The 21,379-nt window shown below is 64.9% G+C and carries 21 protein-coding genes and 1 tRNA gene; 13 read left to right on the top strand and 9 right to left on the bottom strand.

All coding sequences use genetic code 11. The features are described 5' to 3' along the window. Positions 1-26: 26 nt before the first annotated feature. Together BST27_RS10460 and BST27_RS10455 are read left to right on the top strand one after the other, a co-directional pair. Positions 27-764 (top strand): DUF3329 domain-containing protein, encoded by a 738-nt coding sequence (locus tag BST27_RS10460; RefSeq protein ID WP_197518055.1) that lies wholly within the window; start codon positions 27-29, stop codon positions 762-764. A 16-nt stretch (positions 765-780) separates the two neighbouring features. Next, positions 781-1,548 carry a mannan-binding family protein gene (locus BST27_RS10455; protein ID WP_139805093.1) on the top strand — a complete coding sequence of 256 codons (768 nt, stop codon included), beginning with the start codon at positions 781-783 and terminating at the stop codon, positions 1,546-1,548. A gap of 33 nt (positions 1,549-1,581) precedes the next feature. On the opposite strand, the gene BST27_RS10450 is transcribed toward BST27_RS10455, so the two are convergent. From BST27_RS10450 to BST27_RS10440, 3 genes are all read right to left on the bottom strand, one after another. Then, entirely contained in the window at positions 1,582-2,787 is a 1,206-nt protein-coding gene (locus BST27_RS10450; RefSeq protein ID WP_069417323.1) for a L,D-transpeptidase, read from the bottom strand. Positions 2,788-2,950: 163 nt separating this feature from the next. Then, positions 2,951-3,853, bottom strand: a complete 903-nt coding sequence (locus tag BST27_RS10445) for a DMT family transporter (protein WP_069417322.1) — start codon at positions 3,851-3,853, stop codon at positions 2,951-2,953. Between the two features lie 5 nt (positions 3,854-3,858). Next, entirely contained in the window at positions 3,859-6,270 is a 2,412-nt protein-coding gene (locus BST27_RS10440; RefSeq protein WP_079219905.1) for an MMPL family transporter, read from the bottom strand. Between the two features lie 199 nt (positions 6,271-6,469). Here BST27_RS10440 and BST27_RS10435 point away from each other — a divergent pair, with 199 nt between their 5' ends. Next, positions 6,470-7,708 (top strand): GNAT family N-acetyltransferase, encoded by a 1,239-nt coding sequence (locus BST27_RS10435; RefSeq protein WP_069417321.1) that lies wholly within the window; start codon positions 6,470-6,472, stop codon positions 7,706-7,708. 231 nt (positions 7,709-7,939) lie between these two features. Further along, positions 7,940-8,012 (top strand) — tRNA-Lys (locus BST27_RS10430). Between the two features lie 62 nt (positions 8,013-8,074). Here the strand turns inward: BST27_RS10430 and BST27_RS10425 are convergent. Further along, positions 8,075-8,650: a TetR/AcrR family transcriptional regulator gene (locus BST27_RS10425; RefSeq protein WP_069417320.1), complete on the bottom strand. Its 576-nt coding sequence runs from the start codon at positions 8,648-8,650 to the stop codon at positions 8,075-8,077. Positions 8,651-8,698: 48 nt separating this feature from the next. On the opposite strand from BST27_RS10425, the gene BST27_RS10420 reads away from it, so the two are divergent. Further along, on the top strand, positions 8,699-9,592 hold the full coding sequence (locus BST27_RS10420) for a lysophospholipid acyltransferase family protein (protein ID WP_069417319.1): 894 nt from the start codon (positions 8,699-8,701) through the stop codon (positions 9,590-9,592). 12 nt (positions 9,593-9,604) lie between these two features. Here BST27_RS10420 and BST27_RS10415 read toward each other — a convergent pair whose 3' ends face one another. From BST27_RS10415 to BST27_RS10405, 3 genes are read right to left on the bottom strand one after another with little or no spacing between them, the layout of a single operon-like run. Beyond that, the gene (locus tag BST27_RS10415) at positions 9,605-10,429 is read right to left on the bottom strand and encodes an ABC transporter permease (RefSeq protein ID WP_069417318.1); all 825 of its coding nucleotides are present in this window, start codon (positions 10,427-10,429) and stop codon (positions 9,605-9,607) included. Further along, on the bottom strand, positions 10,426-11,592 hold the full coding sequence (locus BST27_RS10410; RefSeq protein WP_069417317.1) for an ABC transporter substrate-binding protein: 1,167 nt from the start codon (positions 11,590-11,592) through the stop codon (positions 10,426-10,428). The genes BST27_RS10415 and BST27_RS10410 overlap by 4 nt, the downstream gene beginning before the upstream one ends. After that, positions 11,589-12,308, bottom strand: coding sequence for an ABC transporter ATP-binding protein (locus tag BST27_RS10405; protein WP_069417440.1), 720 nt, complete (start codon positions 12,306-12,308; stop codon positions 11,589-11,591). The genes BST27_RS10410 and BST27_RS10405 overlap by 4 nt, the downstream gene beginning before the upstream one ends. Positions 12,309-12,730: 422 nt before the next feature. Here BST27_RS10405 and BST27_RS10400 point away from each other — a divergent pair, with 422 nt between their 5' ends. Continuing rightward, positions 12,731-14,470: a DUF3556 domain-containing protein gene (locus BST27_RS10400; protein WP_069417316.1), complete on the top strand. Its 1,740-nt coding sequence runs from the start codon at positions 12,731-12,733 to the stop codon at positions 14,468-14,470. Position 14,471: 1 nt separating this feature from the next. After that, positions 14,472-15,260: an SDR family NAD(P)-dependent oxidoreductase gene (locus BST27_RS10395; RefSeq protein WP_069417315.1), complete on the top strand. Its 789-nt coding sequence runs from the start codon at positions 14,472-14,474 to the stop codon at positions 15,258-15,260. 25 nt (positions 15,261-15,285) lie between these two features. On the opposite strand, the gene BST27_RS10390 is transcribed toward BST27_RS10395, so the two are convergent. Beyond that, a complete protein-coding gene (locus BST27_RS10390; protein WP_069417314.1) occupies positions 15,286-15,513 on the bottom strand; it encodes a DUF3618 domain-containing protein in 228 nt (75 codons plus the stop codon). A 104-nt stretch (positions 15,514-15,617) separates the two neighbouring features. Between BST27_RS10390 and bcp the strand changes: the two genes are divergently transcribed. The 5 genes from bcp (at position 15,618) to BST27_RS33630 (ending at position 18,851) form a co-directional block, all read left to right on the top strand. Further along, complete coding sequence (bcp, locus tag BST27_RS10385) at positions 15,618-16,091, top strand: thioredoxin-dependent thiol peroxidase (protein WP_069417313.1); 474 nt, start codon at positions 15,618-15,620, stop codon at positions 16,089-16,091. A gap of 74 nt (positions 16,092-16,165) precedes the next feature. Then, entirely contained in the window at positions 16,166-17,233 is a 1,068-nt protein-coding gene (locus BST27_RS10380) for an NAD(P)H-dependent amine dehydrogenase family protein (protein WP_069417312.1), read from the top strand. Positions 17,234-17,383: 150 nt separating this feature from the next. Beyond that, positions 17,384-17,755, top strand: coding sequence for a hypothetical protein (locus BST27_RS10375; RefSeq protein ID WP_069417311.1), 372 nt, complete (start codon positions 17,384-17,386; stop codon positions 17,753-17,755). A 282-nt stretch (positions 17,756-18,037) separates the two neighbouring features. Further along, positions 18,038-18,442: a DUF3060 domain-containing protein gene (locus BST27_RS10370; protein ID WP_069417310.1), complete on the top strand. Its 405-nt coding sequence runs from the start codon at positions 18,038-18,040 to the stop codon at positions 18,440-18,442. 22 nt (positions 18,443-18,464) lie between these two features. Further along, complete coding sequence (locus BST27_RS33630) at positions 18,465-18,851, top strand: hypothetical protein (RefSeq protein WP_069417309.1); 387 nt, start codon at positions 18,465-18,467, stop codon at positions 18,849-18,851. Here BST27_RS33630 and BST27_RS10360 read toward each other — a convergent pair. Further along, entirely contained in the window at positions 18,821-20,185 is a 1,365-nt protein-coding gene (locus tag BST27_RS10360) for a dipeptidase (RefSeq protein ID WP_069417308.1), read from the bottom strand. The two genes, BST27_RS33630 and BST27_RS10360, sit on opposite strands and share 31 nt — an antisense overlap. 27 nt (positions 20,186-20,212) lie before the next feature. On the opposite strand from BST27_RS10360, the gene macS reads away from it, so the two are divergent. After that, positions 20,213-21,367: a MacS family sensor histidine kinase gene (gene macS, locus BST27_RS10355; protein ID WP_069417307.1), complete on the top strand. Its 1,155-nt coding sequence runs from the start codon at positions 20,213-20,215 to the stop codon at positions 21,365-21,367. Positions 21,368-21,379 lie beyond the last annotated feature (12 nt).

Raw genomic sequence — 21,379 nt, 5'->3', positions numbered from 1 at the left:
CAGTCCGCCCACCTGAGGAGATTGATGTGACTGTGACAACTGGGATTACCAGCGATACCGAGGACGAGAAGGCGGAAGTCGCAGGCGAGGACGTCGACATCGAAGAGACCGAGGTCGATGCCGAGGCGGAGGACGATGCCGAGGCGGACGAAGAATCCGAGGCCGAGGACGCCGAAGACGCGGACGGCACAGACACAGAATTCATCGCCGACACCGACGAAGACGACATCCCGTTCGGGCGCAAGCGCAAGACCAAAGGTGACAAGTCCGGGCTGGCCAAACGACCCTGGCTACAGTACCTGCGCCGCGGCGTCCTGCCGCTGATACTCCTTATCTCCCTCGCCATCAACGGTTTTCTCGGGTGGCAGCAGTGGCAACAGCGTCAGTTGGACCAGGCGGGACAGGAGGCTCAGCAAGCCGCCGTCAACTACGCCCAGGTCCTGACCAGCATCGACTCCAACAACGTCGACGAGAACTTTCGGCAGGTCCTCGACGGAGCGACCGGTGAGTTCAAGGACATGTACACCCAGTCGAGCGTGCAGCTTCGACAGCTGCTGATCGACAACAAGGCCACCGCCCATGGCGTGGTGATCGATTCGGCGATCGAGTCGAAGTCCACCGACAAGGTCGTCGTGCTGGTGTTCATCGACCAGACCGTCACCAACACGGCGGTACCCGATCCGCGGATCGACCGCAGCCGAATCAAGATGACCATGGAGAAGGTCGACGGCCGCTGGAAGGCAGCGAAAGTTCAGCTGCTCTAAGCCAATTGGAGCCATCGTGATCAAACGAATTATCGCGACATCAATACTGCTAGCGGCGGCGGGACTATCGGGACTATCCAACGCGGCCACCGCGCGGGCGTCGGCCCCGTCCTTCTGCGGCGAGCTCGGCGGCAATTGGGACGGCCAGTACTGCCACACCTCGGTCGTGTCCGAACGAAATGCCGTGCGCGACATCAAGGTCGCACTACCGGACGACCTCATCGACAACCCCGTGACGAGTTCTGTGGTACGAGACTATCTGCGCACCCTGGTCAACAACTGGAAGAGCGTCGGGGCGCACATGGTGGCGGACAGCTTCGGCGAGGAGAACTACCAGGTCTTCCGGCACGGCAACTACCTCAGCGCGGTATTCCACGAGGACTATCACGCCGACGGACCCAAGCCCAACAACGCCTACCGCACCTTCACTTTCGACACGGCAAGCGGCCGGCGAGTGCAGTTGGCCGACCTGGTCAACGTCAGCGCCATCCCGCAGCTTGGGCAGCCATTCATCGAGACCGCGCTGAATCAGGCCGCTCCCCCACACGATCCGGGGACTTACCCCTTCATCGCCGACCGCTGGACTCCGGACAAGGTCTACTCCGGGGGATACCGCGCATGGGCGTTGACGCCCGACGAATTGATCCTCTACATGCCCGACTACCCGGTCGGACACGACGAGCCTATCGACTTCAGCCCTGGTGCGCTGCAATGGTTTATGGACGGCGGCACCGTCGAAGCGCACATACCGCTGTCGGCCTTGGCTTCGGTGCTGCGGGTCTAGAAAAATGGTGGCCGACCCGCTGCGCCCGGCAGGTCAGTTGGTGTTGGCGTTACCGGCGCGCCACTGCTCCCACGGGATGTTCCAGTCGCCCAGGCCCTCGGTGCCCGGGAGGGTACCCCCGACGGTGTTCATCACCTGGACGATGTCGCCGCGCTTGATGTGCTCGTAGAACCACTGCGCGTTGCTCGGGCTGACATTGAGGCAACCGTGGCTGGTGTTGGTGTGGCCCTGAGCCCCCACCGACCAGGGCGCCGAGTGCACGAACACACCGCTGTAGGAGATCTGCGTCGCCCAGTCGACATCGGTGCGATATCCGTTGGGCGAGTTGACCGGCACGCCGTAGGTCGAGGAGTCCATGATGATGTGCTTGTACCGCTGGCCCACGATGTAGATCCCGTTTGCCGTCGGCGTGCTGTTCTTACCCATCGAGGTCGGCATCGTCTTGACCACTTCGCCGTTGACCCGCACCGTCACCATCTTGGTTTCGTCGTCGGCGACGGCGATCACCTCGTCACCGATGGTGAAATGCGTCTTCACGTTGTCTTCGCCGAACATGCCGTCGCCCAGGTCGACCCCGTAGGTGTTGACCGAGACGTCAACGGTGGTCCCTGGCTTCCAGAAATGCTCAGGCCGCCAACGGACTTCGCGGTTGTTCAGCCAGTAAAAGGCGCCTTCGACGGGCGGATTGGTGGTGATGACGATGGCTTTTTGGGCAGCCAGTCGGTTGGTGATGTTCTCGTCGAATTGGATGGCCACCGGCGACCCGACACCCACGACCTCGCCGTCGTTCGGCAAGACGTAGGGCATCGTCAGGTGCGCGGGCGAACTGGTCTGGAAGGTCATCTGGCGGCTCGCCACACCACCCAGTCCGAGCGCCTTCACGTTCAGCGTGTAGCGCCGGTTGTAGCCAAGCTGCTCAGTGGTGGCCCAGTGCAGGCCGTCGGGACTGAGCTGACCGTCGATGGTCTTGCCGTTCTCGTTGACCATGGTCACCGACTGCAGCACGCCGTCGGAAACGCCCACCGTCACCGGCGCATCGACGGTGACACCGACGGCTCCGTCGGTGACCGAAGCGGTGAGCTTGGGAACCATGAGGTCGGCGAACGGGGTCCCCTTGTTCTCGATGACGTTCGGCGCTGCCGGCGCGGCGGTGCTGTGACCGCCGCACGCACCAATGCACACAGCAACCGGAACCATGGCCACAGCCAGCCACGATCGACGTCTGCGCAAAGGCGTCATCAAGTGACCTTCCAAATCTTCCCGCCCAAATTGGTCACCGCTGACCCTGGATTGTTACCGGTATTGTAGTGCGTCGCGGCAGCGCTCTACCCGATTCTGCCCGGATTACGCCGCGAGTGCGCAAGCTCACCCTGATTCGCTGGGAGGGACTCGGCGGCTGGGCTTAAGTCGGTTGACTGACGGGATCTTTGCGCTCTGCTGCTGCCCGGTCGCGGGTCGCCATGGCCTCAAACCCTGCCAGTTTGACAATGGCCGCCACCATCACCAGGCCCGCCACCGCCAGTGCGATAAACCCCGCTCCACCTGTGTTCAGCTTCTCGTCGAGGACCAAGACACCCAGCACGGTCGCCACCACGGGCTGGGATACCTGCAACGTGGGCATCGACGCGGCCAACGACCCAGCCCGAAACGCCGACTGGCTCCAAAGGATGCCTCCCAGCGCGACCAAGATGCAGGCATATAGCTCAGGGGTCCGGATCAGCGTCCCGCCGCCATCGCCGAGCCGGGCGACGACCTCCTTGGTCAGTACCGCAAAAACACCCCACAGCGAACCGGACACCAAGGCGAACAAAACCGCCCCCAGGGTGCCCCTTCGAATTTGGGCAGCGACGACGCACAGCGCCAACGCCGGTCCCAGCACCACCGAGACCACGGCCCAGGTGCGCAGCGATGCGCCCGAATGACCCGCCTCCGGATGGCCGACAACGACGACCACCGTCACCGCGGCCGTCAACAGTCCTGCCCAGATCCATTGGGAGGCAGTCATTTTTCGTCTCGACAAGACGGCACTGATGGGAAGCGCGAACAGCAGCGAAAGCATCAGCAGCGCCTGCACCAGAATCACCGAACCCTGGCCCAGCGCGGCCGCCTGCAACGCGATGCTCGCCGCGAGCAGCGCAGTGCCCCACCGCCAGCGCCGGTTGCCCAACAGCTTGGCCAACAGCTTGAGTTGGCCGACCGACTTGTCCGTGATCCGGTGCGCCACCTGTTGCTGGAGCACGTCGCCGGTAGCGATACACAGCGCAGAACTCACTGCCAGCACGACGGCGAGATCCGTTCTGGCCATTGGCGCTACCCGACGTCCTTCGGAGATGCGGCCGCCAACTCCTGCCCCGAACCCCCATCGGAGGGCTCAACGGACCCCGGAGCCGCGTCTTCGGTGTCAGGGCTGTCGGTGGCCCAGCGCCGCCGGCCAACCGCTGCCGCGTCGGCCTCACCGAACGCGAGCCGCTGATGCAGCCAGACCAACGGCCTCGGCGCCCACCAAGTCCAGCGCCCGAGCCCGTGGATGAAAGCCGGAACCAGGACCATTCGCACCAATGTGGCGTCGACCAGCACGGCAAGCGTCAGCCCGACACCGAGCATCCGCATGAACGACACCTGCGCCGGGATCAACGCGGCAAACGAGATCGACATCACCAGCGCGGCACTGGTGACCACCCTGCCAATGCCGGCGAGGCCCAGCGCGGTGCTCTCGTCGTTGTCTGCGCGGGCTTCGGCCGCATTGGGTGGATGCCGTCGCGACGCTTGAGCTGCCAGCCAGTACTCGTGGATCCGCGAGACGAGAAAAACCTCGTAATCCATGGCCAGCCCGACGGCGATGCAGAACAACAAGACCGGGATGTTGGCGTTCAGCGTGCCGTTCGGGGTGGTCCCCAGGGCGCCGAGATGACCGTCCTGAAAGATCCACACCAGCGCGCCGAAGGCGGCGGTCAGGGACAAGACGTTGCATATCAGCGCCTGCAGTGGGAGCAGCACGCTGCCGGTGAGCGAGAAGATCAGCACGAAGGAAATGACGGCGATCAGGCCCATTACGGCGGGTAATCGCTCAGTGATCGCGTTCACGTTGTCACGGTTGATCTGCGCCAGCCCGCCCATCTCGACCGATCGGCCCGCCGGCCCGGGGACCTCGTGCAATCGATCGAGCTGAACGTCGGACGCAGGTGAATACAACGGCGCGGTGGTGGCCACGGTGAGAAAGGCGCTCTCGCCGGTCATGCCGGTGGCCGCGGCCGGTGGTCCCGCCTTGGCCCCGGCCACAAATGTCCCGGTCGGCGCGGTCACCGCGGCCACGTCGGGCACACGTGACAATTCGGCGGCGTAGCGCTCCAGGTCGGCGGGGGTGACACCGCGGGCGTCGGGCACGACGACGGTCACCTCCGTCCCGAATCCACCGGGGAAATCCGTGTCCAGCATGTCGGCGACTTGGCGCGCCGAGGCGGATTCGGGCAACACCCGCTCGTCCGGGAAGCCCCATTTCACGCCCAGGAACGGAAGTCCCAGCAGCAGCAGAAGCACGACGACGCTCAACCCGACCGGCACGGCGTGGCGCAACACGAATTTGGTCGATCGGTACCAGAACGCCGAGCTGGTCCGCTTGCGGTCTTGCAACCACGTCGCCTTGGGGGAAAATCGCCGCGCCAGGCGGCGGACATCCAGGGTGTCGAGCCGAGGGCCCAGCAGAGCGATCGCGGCGGGTGTTACCACGATGGCGCCAACGGCAACGATGATCGCCGTCGCCACGATCGTGTACGCCGACGACTTCAGGAAATACATCGGGAAGAGCGCCATCACGGCCATCGACAGCCCGACGGTGGTGGCCGAGAACAGCACGGTCCGGCCGGCGGTGGTCATGGTCCGCAACAGCGCCTGATCCCGGTTGCCTTCTCGGGCGAGCTCTTCGCGGTAGCGGCTGACGATCAGCAGGTTGTAGTCGATCGCCAACGCGAGACCCATGGCGATGCTGAGGTCCAGGGCGTAGATGGACACCTCGGTTGCGAAGCTGATCAGCCGCAACACCGACATGGTGCCCACGATCGCGAGTGCCCCCAAGGCAATCGGCAGCAGGGCCGCCACTACCCCGCGCAACGCCCACACCAGCACAACGAAGCTCAGCGGAATCGCGATGGACTCCATCAACAGCAGGTCACGCTCGTTCTGGTGGTTGATCTGCGCGTAAGCGACGGCCATGCCGCCGTCGCGCACCGTGACCCCGTCGCGGTCGTGGACGAGTTCCTCCGAAAGGGTGCTGGCGTACTTCTGCGCGTCGTTCTCGCCGCCCTTGAGGCTGGCCACGATCATCCCGGACTTGCCGTCCTTGCTGATGAGCTGGTCGGTGGCGTGCGGCGGCTGACCTGGAGGCGGCTGATCGGGCGAGAGGGTCCACGGCGAGGCCACCTGTATGACCCACGGCGATCGGTTCAGGTGCTCGACGATGTCGGCGCCGACCCGCCGCGCCTGCCCGCTGCGAGCGCCGTCGGGCGCGGTCACCACGATCAGCATTCTCTGGTCGGTCTTGCCGAATTTTTCCCTGAGCAGATCCGTCGCCCGCGCGGATTCCGAGGTCGGATCTTGAAAGCCGCCGCCGGACAGGCTGTTGATCACGGGGATGCCGAAAATGGCGGCTGCGACAAAGACCAGCGCCGCGACCGCAAGTATGCGGCGCGGCGCGGCGATGGCAAGACGAGTGATTGCCTGCAGCATCTCGGTCCTTTCGGTGCATTACCGCCCGGCGTTCGCTATACCCCCAAATTGCCACGTAGATGCCTCCCGGCCCCGGTTCGCTCCGGCAAAGTGACGTTTGACCCTCGATGGCTCGGGTATCGAATGCAGAAGAATCTTCCAAAGGTGCGCTGGTGGAATAACGCGCCCGTTCGGCCGGACGAGTGCAGACGGGATAACGATGAACACGATGGACGACGCCATCACTATCCGCCATCCCACCGAAGATGACTGGCAGGCGCTTTACGAGAACCAGGCTCGCGCTTTCGGTGACCCAGCCGACCCGCAGACGATCGAGGCTTGGAAACGCCGCGTCAAGCTCGAAGACATTCTGGTTGCCGAGGATGTCTCCGATCCGCAGCAGCCATTCCTCGTGGGGACGTCCATCATTTACCGCACCCGGCTCACCGTGCCGGGTGGTGCCAGCATGCGAGCCGCTTGGCTGACGATGATCACCGTCGCGTCAACCCACCAGGGACGAGGAGTTTGGGGGCAGCTCAGCGCCCAGGGACTGGGGAAATTGTTGGAGCGCGGGTATCCGATCATCTGCGGTGTTCCCACCCAAACCGGGATGTACGACCGCTTGGGCGGCGGCGTGGCGAGCTACTTCCACAGCTATTGCATTTACCGTCGCTTCGCAAAGCTGCGAGACGTGCCGCGCAGAAATCGGGCACGCGAGGTCAACGCGGACGAAGCTAAAAAGCGGTTGCCGGAAATCTACGAACGATGGTGCGCCACAACGAATGGCGCGATAACCCGGGACAGCGCATGGTGGGCCGATTACCTCGAGGACAGGCCGACCCAACGGGGAAGCGGGTCCGAGCTGTACTACCGAATTCATCCCGACGGCTTCCTGACATATCGGATCTTCGATCAGAAGGCGCGTGCATTTCAGCCGCCTTTTGGCACCGTGGTCGTCCAGGATTTTCTTGCCATCACCGACGAAGCTCACAGCGAGTTGCTGCAGACGCTGTTGGTTTTGGAGATGTTCGACAAAGTGGAGATCCAGGTTGCGGTCGACGATCCGCTCCCGCTCAAACTTCGCGATCCGCGTGCCGCTCAAACTAAGGGCACGAGCGACTTCCTCTGGATACGAATCAACGACGTGCCCGACGCGCTGGGCATACGCACCTACAGTGCCGACGCCGACCTGGTGCTGGAGGTCGCTGACCCGCTCAACCTGGCCGGCGGACGGTTCCGCCTGCAGATCCGCGACGGTGTCGGGAAGTGCACGCCGGCCGACGAGCAGCCGGACGTCGAGATCGGGCTATCCGAACTGGCGACGATCTACATGGGCGCCCATCGGCCTTTCGAACTTCACCGGGCGCACCGCATCAACGAACTGCGCCCAGGCGCGCTCAAGGAGCTGGATGCCGCCTTCCGCACTGACCGCGCGCCCTACTGCGGCACGCTTTTCTGACGCGTGTCCAGACCTGATTTGCCCTGCGGGACACACACTTCCGCTTGAACGGCCGGTCTCCGGCGACGGCACCCCGGCCGGCGTCACCAACGGCTTGCCGACGGGACCGACCACCGCCGGGCCTAATAGGCGCGAACGCCTCCCGCCTGGCAGCTATGCTTGACGAGGTCCAGGATTTCGCACCGCGGCAAGACGCCTGTTATTGTCGCAACGCGGTTCCGGCCGACACCAGCGCCGTTAGCTCAGTTGGTAGAGCAGCTGACTCTTAATCAGCGGGTCCGGGGTTCGAAACCCTGACGGCGCACTTCCAGCCCAAACATCTAGGTTTGGGCGGGTTTCTCACCCCTCTTTCACGCGCGCGATCGCTTACGCCCGCTGGGGCGCCACGATGCGGCGTGCCGCCTCCACCGCAGCAGCACGGCGAGCCGCGATGACCTCCGGGTCGTCGGTGACGCTCTCGGGATGCGGCGACTGCGCCCACGCCAGCGCGACGCCGAACAGGAGAACCAGCAGGTCAAACGGACGCCAGACCGCATCGACATGCCCCGCGGCCTGGGCTTCCTCGATGATCGCGATATCACGCGCCTGGAGAGACTCGAGGTCCTCGTTCGGCGACGGCTCCAGCTCCAAGCCCTCCAGATTCGCCCAGGTCATCATGCGTACATGTTCGGGACGTCGGGCCGCCAGGTCGTAGATGTCGCCGGCGAACTCCGGCACCGCGTCCGGGCGCAGGGTGACGGCGGCAAAGAACTCGGCCCGGTCCGCGGCGACCACACTGCGGAACAGCGTCTCCTTGTCCTTGAAGTGTGCGTACAACCGCTCCTTGCTGGCCTCGGCAGCCCGGGCGATGCGGTCGATACGCGCGCCGGCCAACCCGTACTGCGCAAACTCGGAGCGGGCCGCGTTCAGGATGGTGTCGCGGAGTTCTGTGGTGGATCGCACAGAAAGATAATACCCATACGAACTAGTTTGTTTGGTACCGTATCTGTCATGGCATTCCCAATACCTTCACCCAGGAGCAAAAACCTCACGAACGAACCCATCGACATCGACGCGGTGATGAACCATCCACGCCGTGTGCAGGCCCTGCGCGGCGTCGTGGAAAAGGTTCACGACGGCATCGCACCACTGATCGATGCCTCGCGGCCCTACGTGCGCGGCCTGGAAAACTTGCCCGCCGACGGCCGATTCCTGCTGGTGGGCAACCACACTCAATTCGTCACCAGTGAAGTTCTGCTCATCCCGCACTACGTGCGTCGCGCGATCGGCACCAGGGTTCGACCGTTGGCCGACCGCAGGTTCGGCCAGCAGCCAGGGTTTGCACGTGACCTGATGACCGCCTACGGCGCCGTCATCGGCTCCCCGGAGACGGCCCGAGAATTGATGCGGCACAACGAGACGATCCTGGTGTTTCCCGGCGGCGGCCGCGAGATCCCGAAGTTCAAGGGCGAGGAATACCAACTGAACTGGCACGGTCGATCCGGATTCGCCCGCATCGCCGCGGAGAACGACTACCCGATCGTCCCGGTCGGCTTGGTCGGCGGCGACGACATCTATAAGAGCCTGGTCACCCGGGACAGCGCGGTGGGACGCCTGATGCAGGAGATCAGCACCAGGCTGACCGGTGAAACCGACATGGCGATGCCGTTGATGCGCGGCGTCGGCCCCACGCTGATCCCCCGTCCGCAACGGATGTACCTCCAGTTCGGCGAGCCGATCGTCACCACCAAACCGGAGGGAACCACAGCCGAGAAGTGGGTCGAGACCGTCCGCAACGACACCAAGCAGGCGCTGGAAACGATCCTGGCTGACCTGCTGGCCATCCGCGCCGACGACCCGTTCCGCGAGCTGAACCCGTTGGCGCGCAACAACGCGGTCGCATAAAACCAGCCCGCGCTAGCCCTCGCCAGCCCGCCGGGAGCCGGACAGCGCCCGGCGGGCGACGAGGTCCAGCACGTAGCCGATGACGCCGATGACGACGATCACCGCCACCACTTGGCCGTACGCCAGCTGATCGCGCGCGTTGAGGATTTGGTAGCCCAAACCCGATCGCACACCTAGCATTTCGGCGGGCACCAGCACCACCCAGGCGATGCCCAGCGCGACGCGCAGCCCGGTCTGCAGCTGACCCCGAATCGCGGGCAGTACCACGACGGTCAGCCGTTCCACCCGGCTGGCGCCGAACGAGCGGGCCACCTGCAGGTAACCGGGATCGATCGCGTGCACGCCGGCCGCGGTGTTGATCAGGATCGGCCACACCGCGGCCGCGGCGATCAGGAAGATGACCGGCTCATTGCCAATGCCGAAGAGCGCCACAGATATTGGCGCCCACGACAGCGGCGAGATCATGCGCAGAAACTGCACGACCGGCCGGGTGGCGCGGTCGGCGGTGTCGTTGAGCCCGATCAGCAACCCGGCGGGAATCCCGATCACGGCGGCCACCAGCAACCCGACCAGCAACCGCCACAGGCTGACTCCGGTGTCGGGCAGCAGCACGCCACGGTTGAACAGGTCGCCGAGCGCCTTGAGCACCTTGGGCGGCGTGGTTTCCCGCAACAACGAGTGAGTGGGCGCCAGGACGGCGGTGGCCAGCCACCAAGCCCCGACAGCGGACCCGACGGCGAGTAGCGGCGGCCACCAACGCTGCACGAGTGACCACGGCGCGGGCCTCTTGGGGGGCGACACCGTGGCCGAGGTGGGAGTGCTCTGGTCGAGAGTCATCGCGGTTGCACCTGTTCGGTTCGGGTGAGATTGGAAGGCAGACCGAAGGTTTCAGGGCCGCCGTGTGCCGTCAGCGCCGCCCGTACAAAGCTGTCGTCGACCAACTCGGCGTGTACGGCCGCGGGATCGAGACGATCCAGAAACCGCCGGTCGCCGTCGACGACGGTGTCATGCATCGCCTCGACGAGACGGCGGGTGAAGCTGGGGAACGGGAAGGGCTGATAGCCCAGCCGCTGCGGTTGCCATTGCGGGTGCAGGAACCGGTAGTCCTGCTGACGGTAGGTCAATGCGGTCTTGATCGCCGGCAGCGGCTGGGGCAGGTAGGCGCCGGCGGAAAGGACGGAGGCGGCCGCCGCCCGGTCGGCATTGATCCGTTGCTGCGCAGCCACAATCGAGCCGACGAGCGAAGTGGCCGCCTCGGGGCGGTTCTCGATGAGGTCATCGTGAGCGAGCACCACGCAGCAGGCGTGGTCACGCCACACATCACCGAGAAACGTATGGATGCGCCCGATCTTGCGCACCTGAGCCATGGCGTTGAACGGGTCGGCCACGACATAGCCGCTGATCGATCGGTTGGCCAGCGCCGGCACCATGTCCGACGGACTCATCACGATCAGCTCCACGGTGCGCGCGCTGCGTGAGGCACTCGTACGTACCACCGGCACCAGGTCATGCGCGCGCAGCAATTGCTGAAGGATGATGTTGTGGATCGACCACCAAAACGGTATGGCCACTTGGGTTCCGGCGAGCTGTCCCAGATCGGTGATGTGCGGCGCGACGGTCAAGGCCGACCCGTTGGTGTGGTTCCAGCTCAGCAGCCGAACTGGACTGCGAAGCAAAAAGCGTAACTGGATGGCGGTGGGCATCAGCATGTGGACCGCGTCAACCTGGCGGGTCACGAACGCTTCGGCAAGTGATGCCCAGCTGCGGAACAGAATCGGCTTGGCCGCACTCACCACGCCCTTTTCGTAGAGGCCGGCCGCGTGAGCGATCAGCAGCGGCGCCGAATCGGTGATCGGCAAGTACCCGATGCGCAACTGCCCGCTGGTGTTGGTTCGGTCGATGCTCGCCGCGCGGGCCAGATCGGCGATTCCGGCCAGCCCGCCAGCCGCGGCCAATGCGGCCCCGCCGACCAACAGGGACCGTCGTGGCAAACCTGTCACCGCTCGACCAGGCGATAGTGATCCAGAATCTCCTGTCGGAGCTCCTGGCTGCCGGGTCGCCATTCGCGACGGATTCTGCCGTCGGGGCCGAGCAGCACAACGCGACTGGCCAGCAGCAAGGCTTCATCGACGTCGTGGGTGACCAGGACGACCGTGATGCCCAACTCGGTGGCGAGGTTGGCCAGCCACGCCTGCAGGTCGGCGCGGATCGCCGGATCCAGGGCACTGAACGGTTCGTCGAGCAGCAGCAGACGTGGCCGGGTGGCCACCGCGCGAATGATGGCGACCCGTTGCGCCTGGCCGCCCGACAGCTGGTCGGGGTAGCGGTCGGCGACCCGCTGCAGGTCGAAACGTTGCAGCAGCTCTTCGGCGTATTCCCGGCGGAACGATTCGCGTTGCGCGGCAAACCGACCCGCGAGCAAGACGTTCTCACCGGCGGTCAGCCACGGGAACAGCAGTGCCTGCTGGAACACGACTCCGGTGTGCGGCCGCGACGCGCCGTTGTCGCCGGCCCATTCGGCCCACTCGATGGTTCCCGACGTGAGTTTCTCCAGGCCGGCGATCACCCGCAGCAGCGTCGACTTGCCGCTGCCGCTGCGCCCGAGGATCGCCAGAAACTCACCGTCGTCGATGGTGAGGTCGATGTCGGTCAATGCCTGGCTGTCGGCGTCAAATCGCTTGTGGCCTCGAACTATTCGGACAGTGCCGGTTCCCAACTTCGAAGGTTCCTCTCCCGGATGTGCGCTGCGGTCCTCCACCGGCATGACACTGCTGCGACGCTGCCACCGCCGCGTCATGTCTGTCCACGAGCAGCCCTCCGTCGTCGCCCGCACGTCATTTGCTCGCGGCAGCGTGCGCTATGGACGGTCACGCGGCCCGCTCGTGCCTGCTGCCGACGGCCGAACGGCGCATGTACCGTGAGAGTCCCAGCGCCGCAGGGTGATTCCTGCATTGCCCAGCTCGACGCAGGACAGGAATGCGACCCGCCGGTACGCCGAGCGCCAGCAGGTTCTGCCCGGCCAATAGGTCGCCTAACGAAATTCGATCCTGTTGATTGAAATCGACCATTGTGCTCGTCTTGAACCACTCGTTACGAGTAGTTTTGCTTGACACAACGTCCCCGTCCGAAGGAGCAGCAGTGGGGTTCCTCAAGCCAAACCTGCCCGTCGTCGACGTCGAGTGGACCAAACTCCCGCGCGCCGAGCGAATCGTGCCGATGGCCCGTCACATCGCCGAGAACGGTTTCGGAACGCCCCTGGTCATGCACGTGATGTACGGCGTCAAGATCGTGCTGTACGTCCTCGGCGGCATGACCGTCGCCCTGGCCACGAAAGGTATCGACGGGTTCACCAAGGTCGGCGAATGGTGGAGCGAGCCGATCGTCTTCCAGAAGGCCGTGCTCTTCACCATGCTGTTCGAAGTCGTCGGCCTAGGTTGCTGCTTCGGCCCGCTGGCCGGCCGCTACTTCCCGCCGATGGGATCGATCCTGTACTGGCTACGGCCCGGCACCATAAGGCTGCCGCCGTGGCCCAACCGAGTGCCGCTGACCAAGGGACACAACCGGACCCCGTTCGACGCGCTGCTGTACGGGGCGTTGGTGGCGCTACTCGTCGTCGCACTGGTTTCCGACGGAAGTGGTCCAATTGCCCTTCTCGACACGACAATTGGTGTCCTGCCGCGCTGGCGTACCGTCGCCATCCTGGCGGTCCTGGCGGTGCTGAGCCTGCGCGACAAGGTGATCTTCCTGGCCGCCCGCGGCGAGGTGTACGCACCCATGGCGCTGGTGTTCTTGTTCTCCGGGGCAGACATCATCCTCGGCGCCAAAGTGGTCTTCCTGGTCATCTGGCTGGGCGCGGCCGTTTCGAAGCTGAACAAGCACTTCCCGTTCGTGATCTCGACGATGTTGGCGAACAACCCGTTCATCCCGTCGGGCATCCTCAAGCGGTCGATGTTCGTGCGCTATCCCGATGACCTACGGCCCAGCGCACTCGCGGGTTTCATCGCCCACTTCTCGACGGCGGTGGAGGGCCTGGTTCCGTTGGTCCTGTTCTTCTCGCATGGTGGTAGGGTGACGGCGATCGCCGCGTTCGTGATGGTCGTCTTCCACTTGAACATCTTGCTGGCCTTTCCGATGGGTGTGCCGCTCGAGTGGAACGTCTTCATGATCTTCGGGGTCCTCTGGCTCTTCGTCGGGCATGCACAGATCGGGCTCTCTGACGTCAACAATCCGGCGCCGGTGGCAGTCCTCTTCCTGGTCCTCGCGGGCACCGTCGTCATCGGAAACCTGTACCCGCACAAGGTTTCCTTCCTGCCCGGCATGCGCTACTACGCCGGCAACTGGGACACCACCATCTGGTGCGTCAAACCGTCGTGTGACGACAAGTTCCGCACCGGTTCGCGCGCGTTGGGGCCGATGCAACACCTGCAGCTCGAGCGTCTGTACGGCTCCAAGGAGGAAACTTTGGTGCCGCTGCACCTGGCGATGGCGTTCCGCGCGATGAATACCCATGGGCGCGCGCTGTTCACGCTGGTGCATCGCGCCTTGGCTGGGCACAACGAGGACGACTACAACCTGTGCGAGGGCGAGGTGCTGTGTTCGATGGTGCTCGGCTGGAACTTCGGCGACGGGCACATGCACAACGAATGCCTCATCGAGGCGCTCCAGGAGCGATGCCACTTTCAGCCAGGCGACGTACGGGTGATCATTCTCGACGCGCAGCCCATCCACAAACAGGTCCAGGAGTACCGCCTCGTGGACGCCGCGACGGGTGAGTTCGAGCGCGGCCATGTCGACGTCGCCGCCATGGCGACCGCCCAACCGTGGGCCGACGACATTCCGATCCACGTCGCCAGCACCACCCCCGCCGGCAGGAACTGACATGGCCACCGCTCTCATCACCGGCGCGTCGACCGGGCTTGGACGCGAACTGGCGAGCCTGTTCGCCGCCGACGGCATCGATCTGGTTGCGGTGTCCAGCGAGCGCAGCACCGCGCAGCTGAGCGCGGTGGCCGACGAACTGCGCTCGCGCCACGGCATTCGCGTCGACACCGTCAGCATGGACCTGTCGCAGCCGGGGGCCGGCCCCGAACTCGTCGGCCGCGTCGATGAACTCGGTGTCGAGGTCGAATACCTGGTCAACAACGCCGGCGTGGGGATCCTCGGGCTGAAGATTCACGAGTGCGACCCCGTCGCCGTATCGAAGATGGTTCAGCTCAACGTCGTCACACTGACCGACCTGACGACGCTGTATGCCGCGCGGATGGTGAACGCGGGTCGCGGAGCCATCCTCAATGTCAGCTCGATCGCCGCGTACGTCATCCCCCACGGGCTGGAAGCGGGCTACGCCGCGAGCAAAGCCTACGTCCGCAGCTTCTCCGAGGCAGTGGCCGACGACCTGCGCGGCACGGGCGTCACCTGCACGCATCTCGCCGCGGGGCCGACGCGCACCGAGTTCGCCCAAACCGCCGGCGTCGGGGACTGGTCACGGCTGGACCGGTTCATGCTGGACGCCGCGCCCGTGGCGCGGGCCGGCTATGAGGCGATGCGGGCGGGTCGGGTGATGGCAATGCCCGGACTAGGCACCAAAGCCATGCGCTCGCTCTCGGCGTTCACGCCGTCTAGGAGACTGAAGGCCGCCATGTCGGGCTACTTCGTGACACGCCACTGAACGACGCGGCGGGCGTGGTGGTGCGTCAGCGGTTCCTGATCTTGTGGATGACGACGATCACCGCCACGGATCCGACGCCGACCAGGGACACCGTCACGATCGGCTTGTTGAGAAAGGCGATCACCTTGGCCTTGACGTCGTCGGCGAGGCGCTGCGGGTTGGCGCGCTCGGCAAGGGCATCAACAGTCGCGGCCAGCTGGTCGCGGGCTTGGTCAATCTCCCGCTTGATGGTGTCGGGATCGCGGTCCGCCACGTGTCTGTCCTCCAGTGCCCCACTATCAGCTGATGATCGTGTCCGCACTACCCTAGTTCAGCCGGTGCAGGTCCTGACGCTCCGGTGAACAGAAGGGGGCCAACTTGACCGAGACCACTCGCCTCGCACCCGGCGACAAAGCGCCTGCGTTCACCCTGCCCGACGCCGACGGCAACAAGGTGTCGCTGTCCGACTACAAGGGTCGCCGCGTCGTCGTCTACTTCTACCCCGCCGCCTCGACACCGGGATGCACCAAGCAGGCCTGCGATTTCCGGGACAACCTCGCCGAGCTCAACGAGGCGGGCCTCGACGTCATCGGCATCTCCCCGGACAAGCCGGAGAAGCTGGCCAAGTTCCGCGACGCTCAGGGCCTGAACTTCCCACTGCTGTCCGACCCCGAACGCAAGGTGTTGACGGCCTACGCCGCCTACGGCGAGAAGCTGATGTACGGCAAGAAGGTCACCGGCGTGATCCGGTCCACGTTCGTCGTCGACGAGAAGGGCAAGATCGCGGTGGCCCAGTACAACGTCAAGGCGACGGGTCACGTCGCGAAGTTGCGCCGCGATTTATCGGTCTAGTAGGCAGTTGCGGGCTGTTGGCCTACGGCTGACTGCGGTGTTGAATCGTACTACCGCAGCGAGAGGTCGACGGCATGGCTGACACGTACCGAGTGGCGCATGTGGGCACGGGCTACACCGGAGCAATAGCACTACGCCACGTGTTGCGGTCCCCCAGCCTGAAGTTGGTGGGCCACTTGGTCAACACTCCAGGCAAAGCTGGCCGCGATTCCGGAGAACTCGTGGGTTGTCCGGCCACCGGCGTCGTGGCTACCGAGAGCCTCGACGAACTCTTGGCCCTGGACGCCGACTGCGTCACCTACTTCGCGGCGGTTTCGGGACGCGAACCAGGCGAGATTGTCGACCAGCTCTGCGCGATCGCGGCCAGTGGGAAGAACGTGGTCACCCCGTCCTACCATCCTCTCTTCCACCCGCCGTCGCTTGACGAAATGTCGCGGGAAAAACTCTCTGCCGCATGCGAACACGGCCAATCCTCAATCTTCGCGACCGGAATCGCGCCTGGTTTCGCCACCGACTTACTCGGCGTGCATGCCGCCAGCATGAGTGGATTTCCCACGAAAATAACTGTCGCAGAACGTATTCCATGCGGATCGTACAGCGTACCGGGGTTCTTCGCGATGCTGGGTTTCGGCCGCACGCCCGAGGAAGATGCCGCAACATACCCCCGCGGGTCGATGGCCACCGTATTCGCTACGCCGCTAAGACTCCTCGCCGAAGGCATTGGTCAGCGCATTGACGAAGTCGAGGAACACCGAGACATCGCGACGGCCACCCGCGACTACCAATTCGATGCGGGAGTAATCCGCGCGGGCACCATCGCCAGTGTGCGAATGACTTTCACCGGAATCGTCAACGGGCGTCCGAGGTTGCAATTCTCCTCTATCTGGTCAATGCCCGACGATCCCGTGGAAGATTGGCCACCCACAATCCCGGAGGGCAGCAGCGTCCGACGCCTTACTCGAATCTCGATCGACGGCGACCCACGGGTCGAAGTCGACTTCGCCCTGTACGGCGACAAGCTGCCCGGTTCCGCGGCGACCGCGGCCAGGGTGGTCAATGCGATACCGGCCGTCTGTGCGGCCCGTCCGGGCGTACTCAGCGGCCTTGAGTTGGTGGTCACCGGTCAATCGGCGACCGGTTAACCGACATTCGGTAGGGATGGGCACGCCGGTAAGGCAACCCGGAATGGTGTTCAAATCTCGGCAGGCATCCCCGTCCGTACTGGTGTAAAACATTAGCCAACGGTCGAGCCGTCCAACCTCCGACGCCCACAGACCGTCGAAGGACTGCTGATGTCGGACACGATCGAGCGGCTCATGGAAAGCAACCTCCTTCGTGTCTTCAACGAGCCCGACTTCGACAAGCGCGCGGTTGCGATTCGCGACACCTACGCGCCTGACGTCCGGTGGACCGATGACGAAGGTGTCTCCATCGGCCACGAGGCCCTCAATGCGAAGGCTCAGGCACTGCAAGACGGGCAGATGGCCGGACTCTCCTTCGTCAAGGCCGGACCTGTTTATCAAACGACCGGATTCGGCCACCTCGCCTGGCAGGTCTTCGCCCCCGGCAGCGACACGGTGATCGTGGCCGGCTTCGACGTCGCCCTTATCAGTGACGGTCTCATCACCCATCTGTACACCGTCATCACCGCAGCCCCGCAGTAGCCGGCCCGCGCATCCCACGTATCCCCCAAACCATCGAGCATCACGCGGTTCATGACCAGGAATGCTTGCCAGACCATGTGAGTAACCCGTCCCCTGTCGAGCCACCGCAAGAATTCTGCAAGTTCTTCGCGCCAAACTGACGTCGGTTTCCCACGATGGGGAGACGCGAAAGGGACGTCAGCGATGAAACAGAGAGACCCCCGGTACAGACGGGACTTGGAACGCGGCGTCGGCCAGGCTCCGTGGACCGAGCCATTCGGTCCACAATATTGCCCGCCATTCGTGAAACCGAAATTTCGCGGTCTCGCCAAGCTTGCTACGCCTTTAGGACGACTGGCCACGGCGCTGCTGACGATAGTCGGGTTGGCGATCGCGATGTCGTTGTGGCAGCACGCCTACACAACCAAGGTCGACGGACACCTCATCATGATCAACAGCGGTGCGCGGGACACCATCGACTGCAACGACGGATATCTGAAACTGGACGGCGACAGGAACACCTACACCGTCACCGGCCACTGCCGCAGGCTGGAAATCTTCGGCAGCGAGAATCGTGTAGTCGCCGAAAGCGCCGAAGCCATAAGCGTTTTCGGAGATAGCAATGTGGTGGGCTATTACTCGGGAGCACCGACGGTCATCAAGACCGGACCCAACAACACCGTTTCGCAGCGACCGAGGGGGCACTAGACAGGCGTGCTTTAATCGGCCCGTGGGCGGAGTGTTCAATTATCAGACGGACCAGCCGGAGCCGTGGCTGACGACCATCGGCGACATCTCCGTGTCGCAGCATTGGGTTATGACGCCATCCGGCCCCCACCCGATCCGCGGCTCGGTGTGGACAGTGACGGACATGTCGCGCTACGAAGAAAGCATCTCGACCGCCGGCGTCGTCCTGGCCATCATCTTCGTTTGGTTCTGCCTGCTGGGCTTGCTTTTCCTGCTGATGAAGGACCGTCGGCTGGTCGGCTACACCCAGGTCACCGTGCAAGGCAACGGTTTTTACCACTCGACCATGATCCCGGCGACCAGTCCGCAGTCATTGATGCATGTCCACCAGGCGGTTAACTACGCGCGCTCTCTGGCCGCGGCCGCCTGAGTCGGCAGTTCGGCGAGCTTGGCCAACAGCAGCGCCTCGGCGGTGGCAGCGCGTTCCAGCACACCTAGATGCAGGCTCTCGTTGATGCTGTGCGCCTGGGTTCCCGGGTCCTCCACCCCGGTGACAAGGATCTTCGCCTGCGGGAACGCAGCGGCGAACTCGGCGATGAACGGAATCGACCCGCCCATGCCCATGTCGATCGGCTCGGTACCCCATGCCTGCCGAAACGCTTCGCGGGCGGCGTCGTAGACCGGACCGGTCGCGTCGATGACGTACGGCTGACCGACGTCCCCGCGGGTAACGGTCACCTGCGCTCCCCACGGCGCATGCTGGCGCAGATGAGCTTCCAACGCGTCCAGGTGTGCCACCGCGTCACCGCCGGGCGCCACCCGCAGGCTGACCTTCGCGCGTGCCCGTGGAATCAGCGTATTCGATGCTGCCGCAACGGGTGTGGTGTCGATACCGATCACGGTGACGGCGGGCTTCGCCCACATTCGTTGCGGCACCGAACCCGAACCGATCTCCGTCACACCATCCAGCAGACCCGACTCCGCGCGCACCCGTTCGGGCGGGTAATCGACCGGGGCTGCGGTGCTCTCGTGCAAGCCCGCCACGGCAACGTTGCCGTCGTCGTCGTGCAGGCTGGCCAGCAGCCGCACCAGCACGCTCAGCGCGTCCGGCACCACCCCACCCCACAGACCGGAGTGCAGCCCGTGGTCGAGCGTGGCGACCTCCACGACGCAATCAGCCAACCCGCGTAACGACACCGTGAGCGCCGGGACCTCGGTGCTCCAATTGTCCGAGTCGGCGATGACGATCACGTCGGCGGCCAGCGCGTCGCGATGCTTGTCGAGCAGCCTTCCCAATGTTGGTGAGCCCGACTCTTCTTCACCCTCGACGAACACCGTCACGCCGACCGGCGGTCGGCCGCCGTGTGCCCGGAATGCCGCCAGATGCGTTGCGATGCCCGCCTTGTCGTCGGCGGTTCCACGCCCGTACAGGCGCCCGTCGCGTTCCGTCGGTTCGAACGGCGGCGACAACCACTGCCCACGGTCACCTTCGGGTTGCACGTCATGGTGGGCATACAGCAGCACCGTCGGCGCACCGGGCGGGGCCGGATAATGCGCGATAACCGCCGGAGCCCCTCCCTCGCTGACCAGCCGCACCTCGTCAAACCCGGCCTGCGACAAAAGATCCGCCACCGCCTGCGCGCTGCGGTGCACCTGATCACGCCGGCCGGGATCCGCCCACACCGACTCGATCCGCACCAAGTCCTCGAGATCACGCCGCACCGACGGCAACACCTCGCGTACCCGCTCAACCAGATCAGTCATAGTGCCGAGGCTAGCTAAGCTGAGCCGGTGGCGACCCGCGGTCCCGACCCGACCGCGCCGCTCTGGCGGGCGGCGCAGCTGTTTCGGCTGCTGAGCTGCCTTTACGCGGCGGGCTTCCAGGTTGCTATCAACTCGGATCTGAACCGTCCGGCGCTGGGCTGGCTGTTGTTCGCGGTGCTGATCGGCTGGAGCGCCGCGTGCGCCGTCGCCTACCTGCGGGGTTTCGGCCGCAGACCGGCATGGGTGATCGCCGAGTTGGTCGTCGTCGTCGTTCTCATGCTCTCCACCGAGGTGGTCGCCTCCGACCAGTGGTCGGCGAGCAATCAGACCTGGCCGACCACGTTGTGGGCCACCAACGCCACGATCTCGGCGGCACTTCAGTTCGGCCCGGCGGGTGGCATGTTGACCGGCGTGGCGGTGACGGCGACCAGTGAGGTCGTCAAGGGCTATGTCAGCGTCAACCTGGGGCGCAACGCCACGGTCATCGTGGAACTGGCGGTGGGCCTGGCGGTCGGCATGGCCGCCAGAACCGCGGTGCGCGCCCACCAGGAGTTGCAGCGTGCGGCCCAGTTGTCGGCCGCCTTGGAAGAGCGGGAGCGGCTGTCCCGGCAAGTCCACGACAGCGTCATGCAGGTGCTGGCGCTGGTCGCCCGACGCGGCAGCGAAATCGGCGGAGACACAGCCGAACTGGCCAAGCTCGCCCGCGAACAGGAACGAACCTTGCGAAGCTGGTTGACCTCCACTGAGGTCGACCAGGACGGGGACCGGACCACGGTCGACATCCGCGAACTGCTACGCCGCCGCGAATCAGAACGGGTGACCATGAGCCTGCCCGGAACCGCGGTGCCGCTGCCCCGCGCGGTTGCCGTCGAACTCGACGCGGCGGTGGGCAACGCCCTGGACAATGTGCGAGCCCACGCGGGTCCCGACGCCCATGCGTTCGTGTTCTTGGAGGATCTGGGTGACTCGGTGGCGGTGAGCGTTCGTGACGACGGAGTCGGAATCCCCGCCGGCCGGCTAGAGGAGGCGGCCAGTCAGGGACGTTTCGGCATCTCGAAGTCGATCGTCGGACGGTTGCTCTCGTTGGGCGGGACGGCCGAACTGCAGACCGAAGTCGGCGAAGGCACCGAGTGGGAGCTGCGCGTGCCCCGCGCCGACGCGAGAAAGGGGGCATCGCGGTGACCGCGACCGACT

Source organism: Mycobacterium intermedium, assembly GCF_002086275.1.
Taxonomy (GTDB): domain Bacteria; phylum Actinomycetota; class Actinomycetes; order Mycobacteriales; family Mycobacteriaceae; genus Mycobacterium; species Mycobacterium intermedium.
The sequence above is the reverse complement of the archived record's forward strand: the minus strand, read 5'-3'. Positions and strand labels throughout refer to the sequence as shown.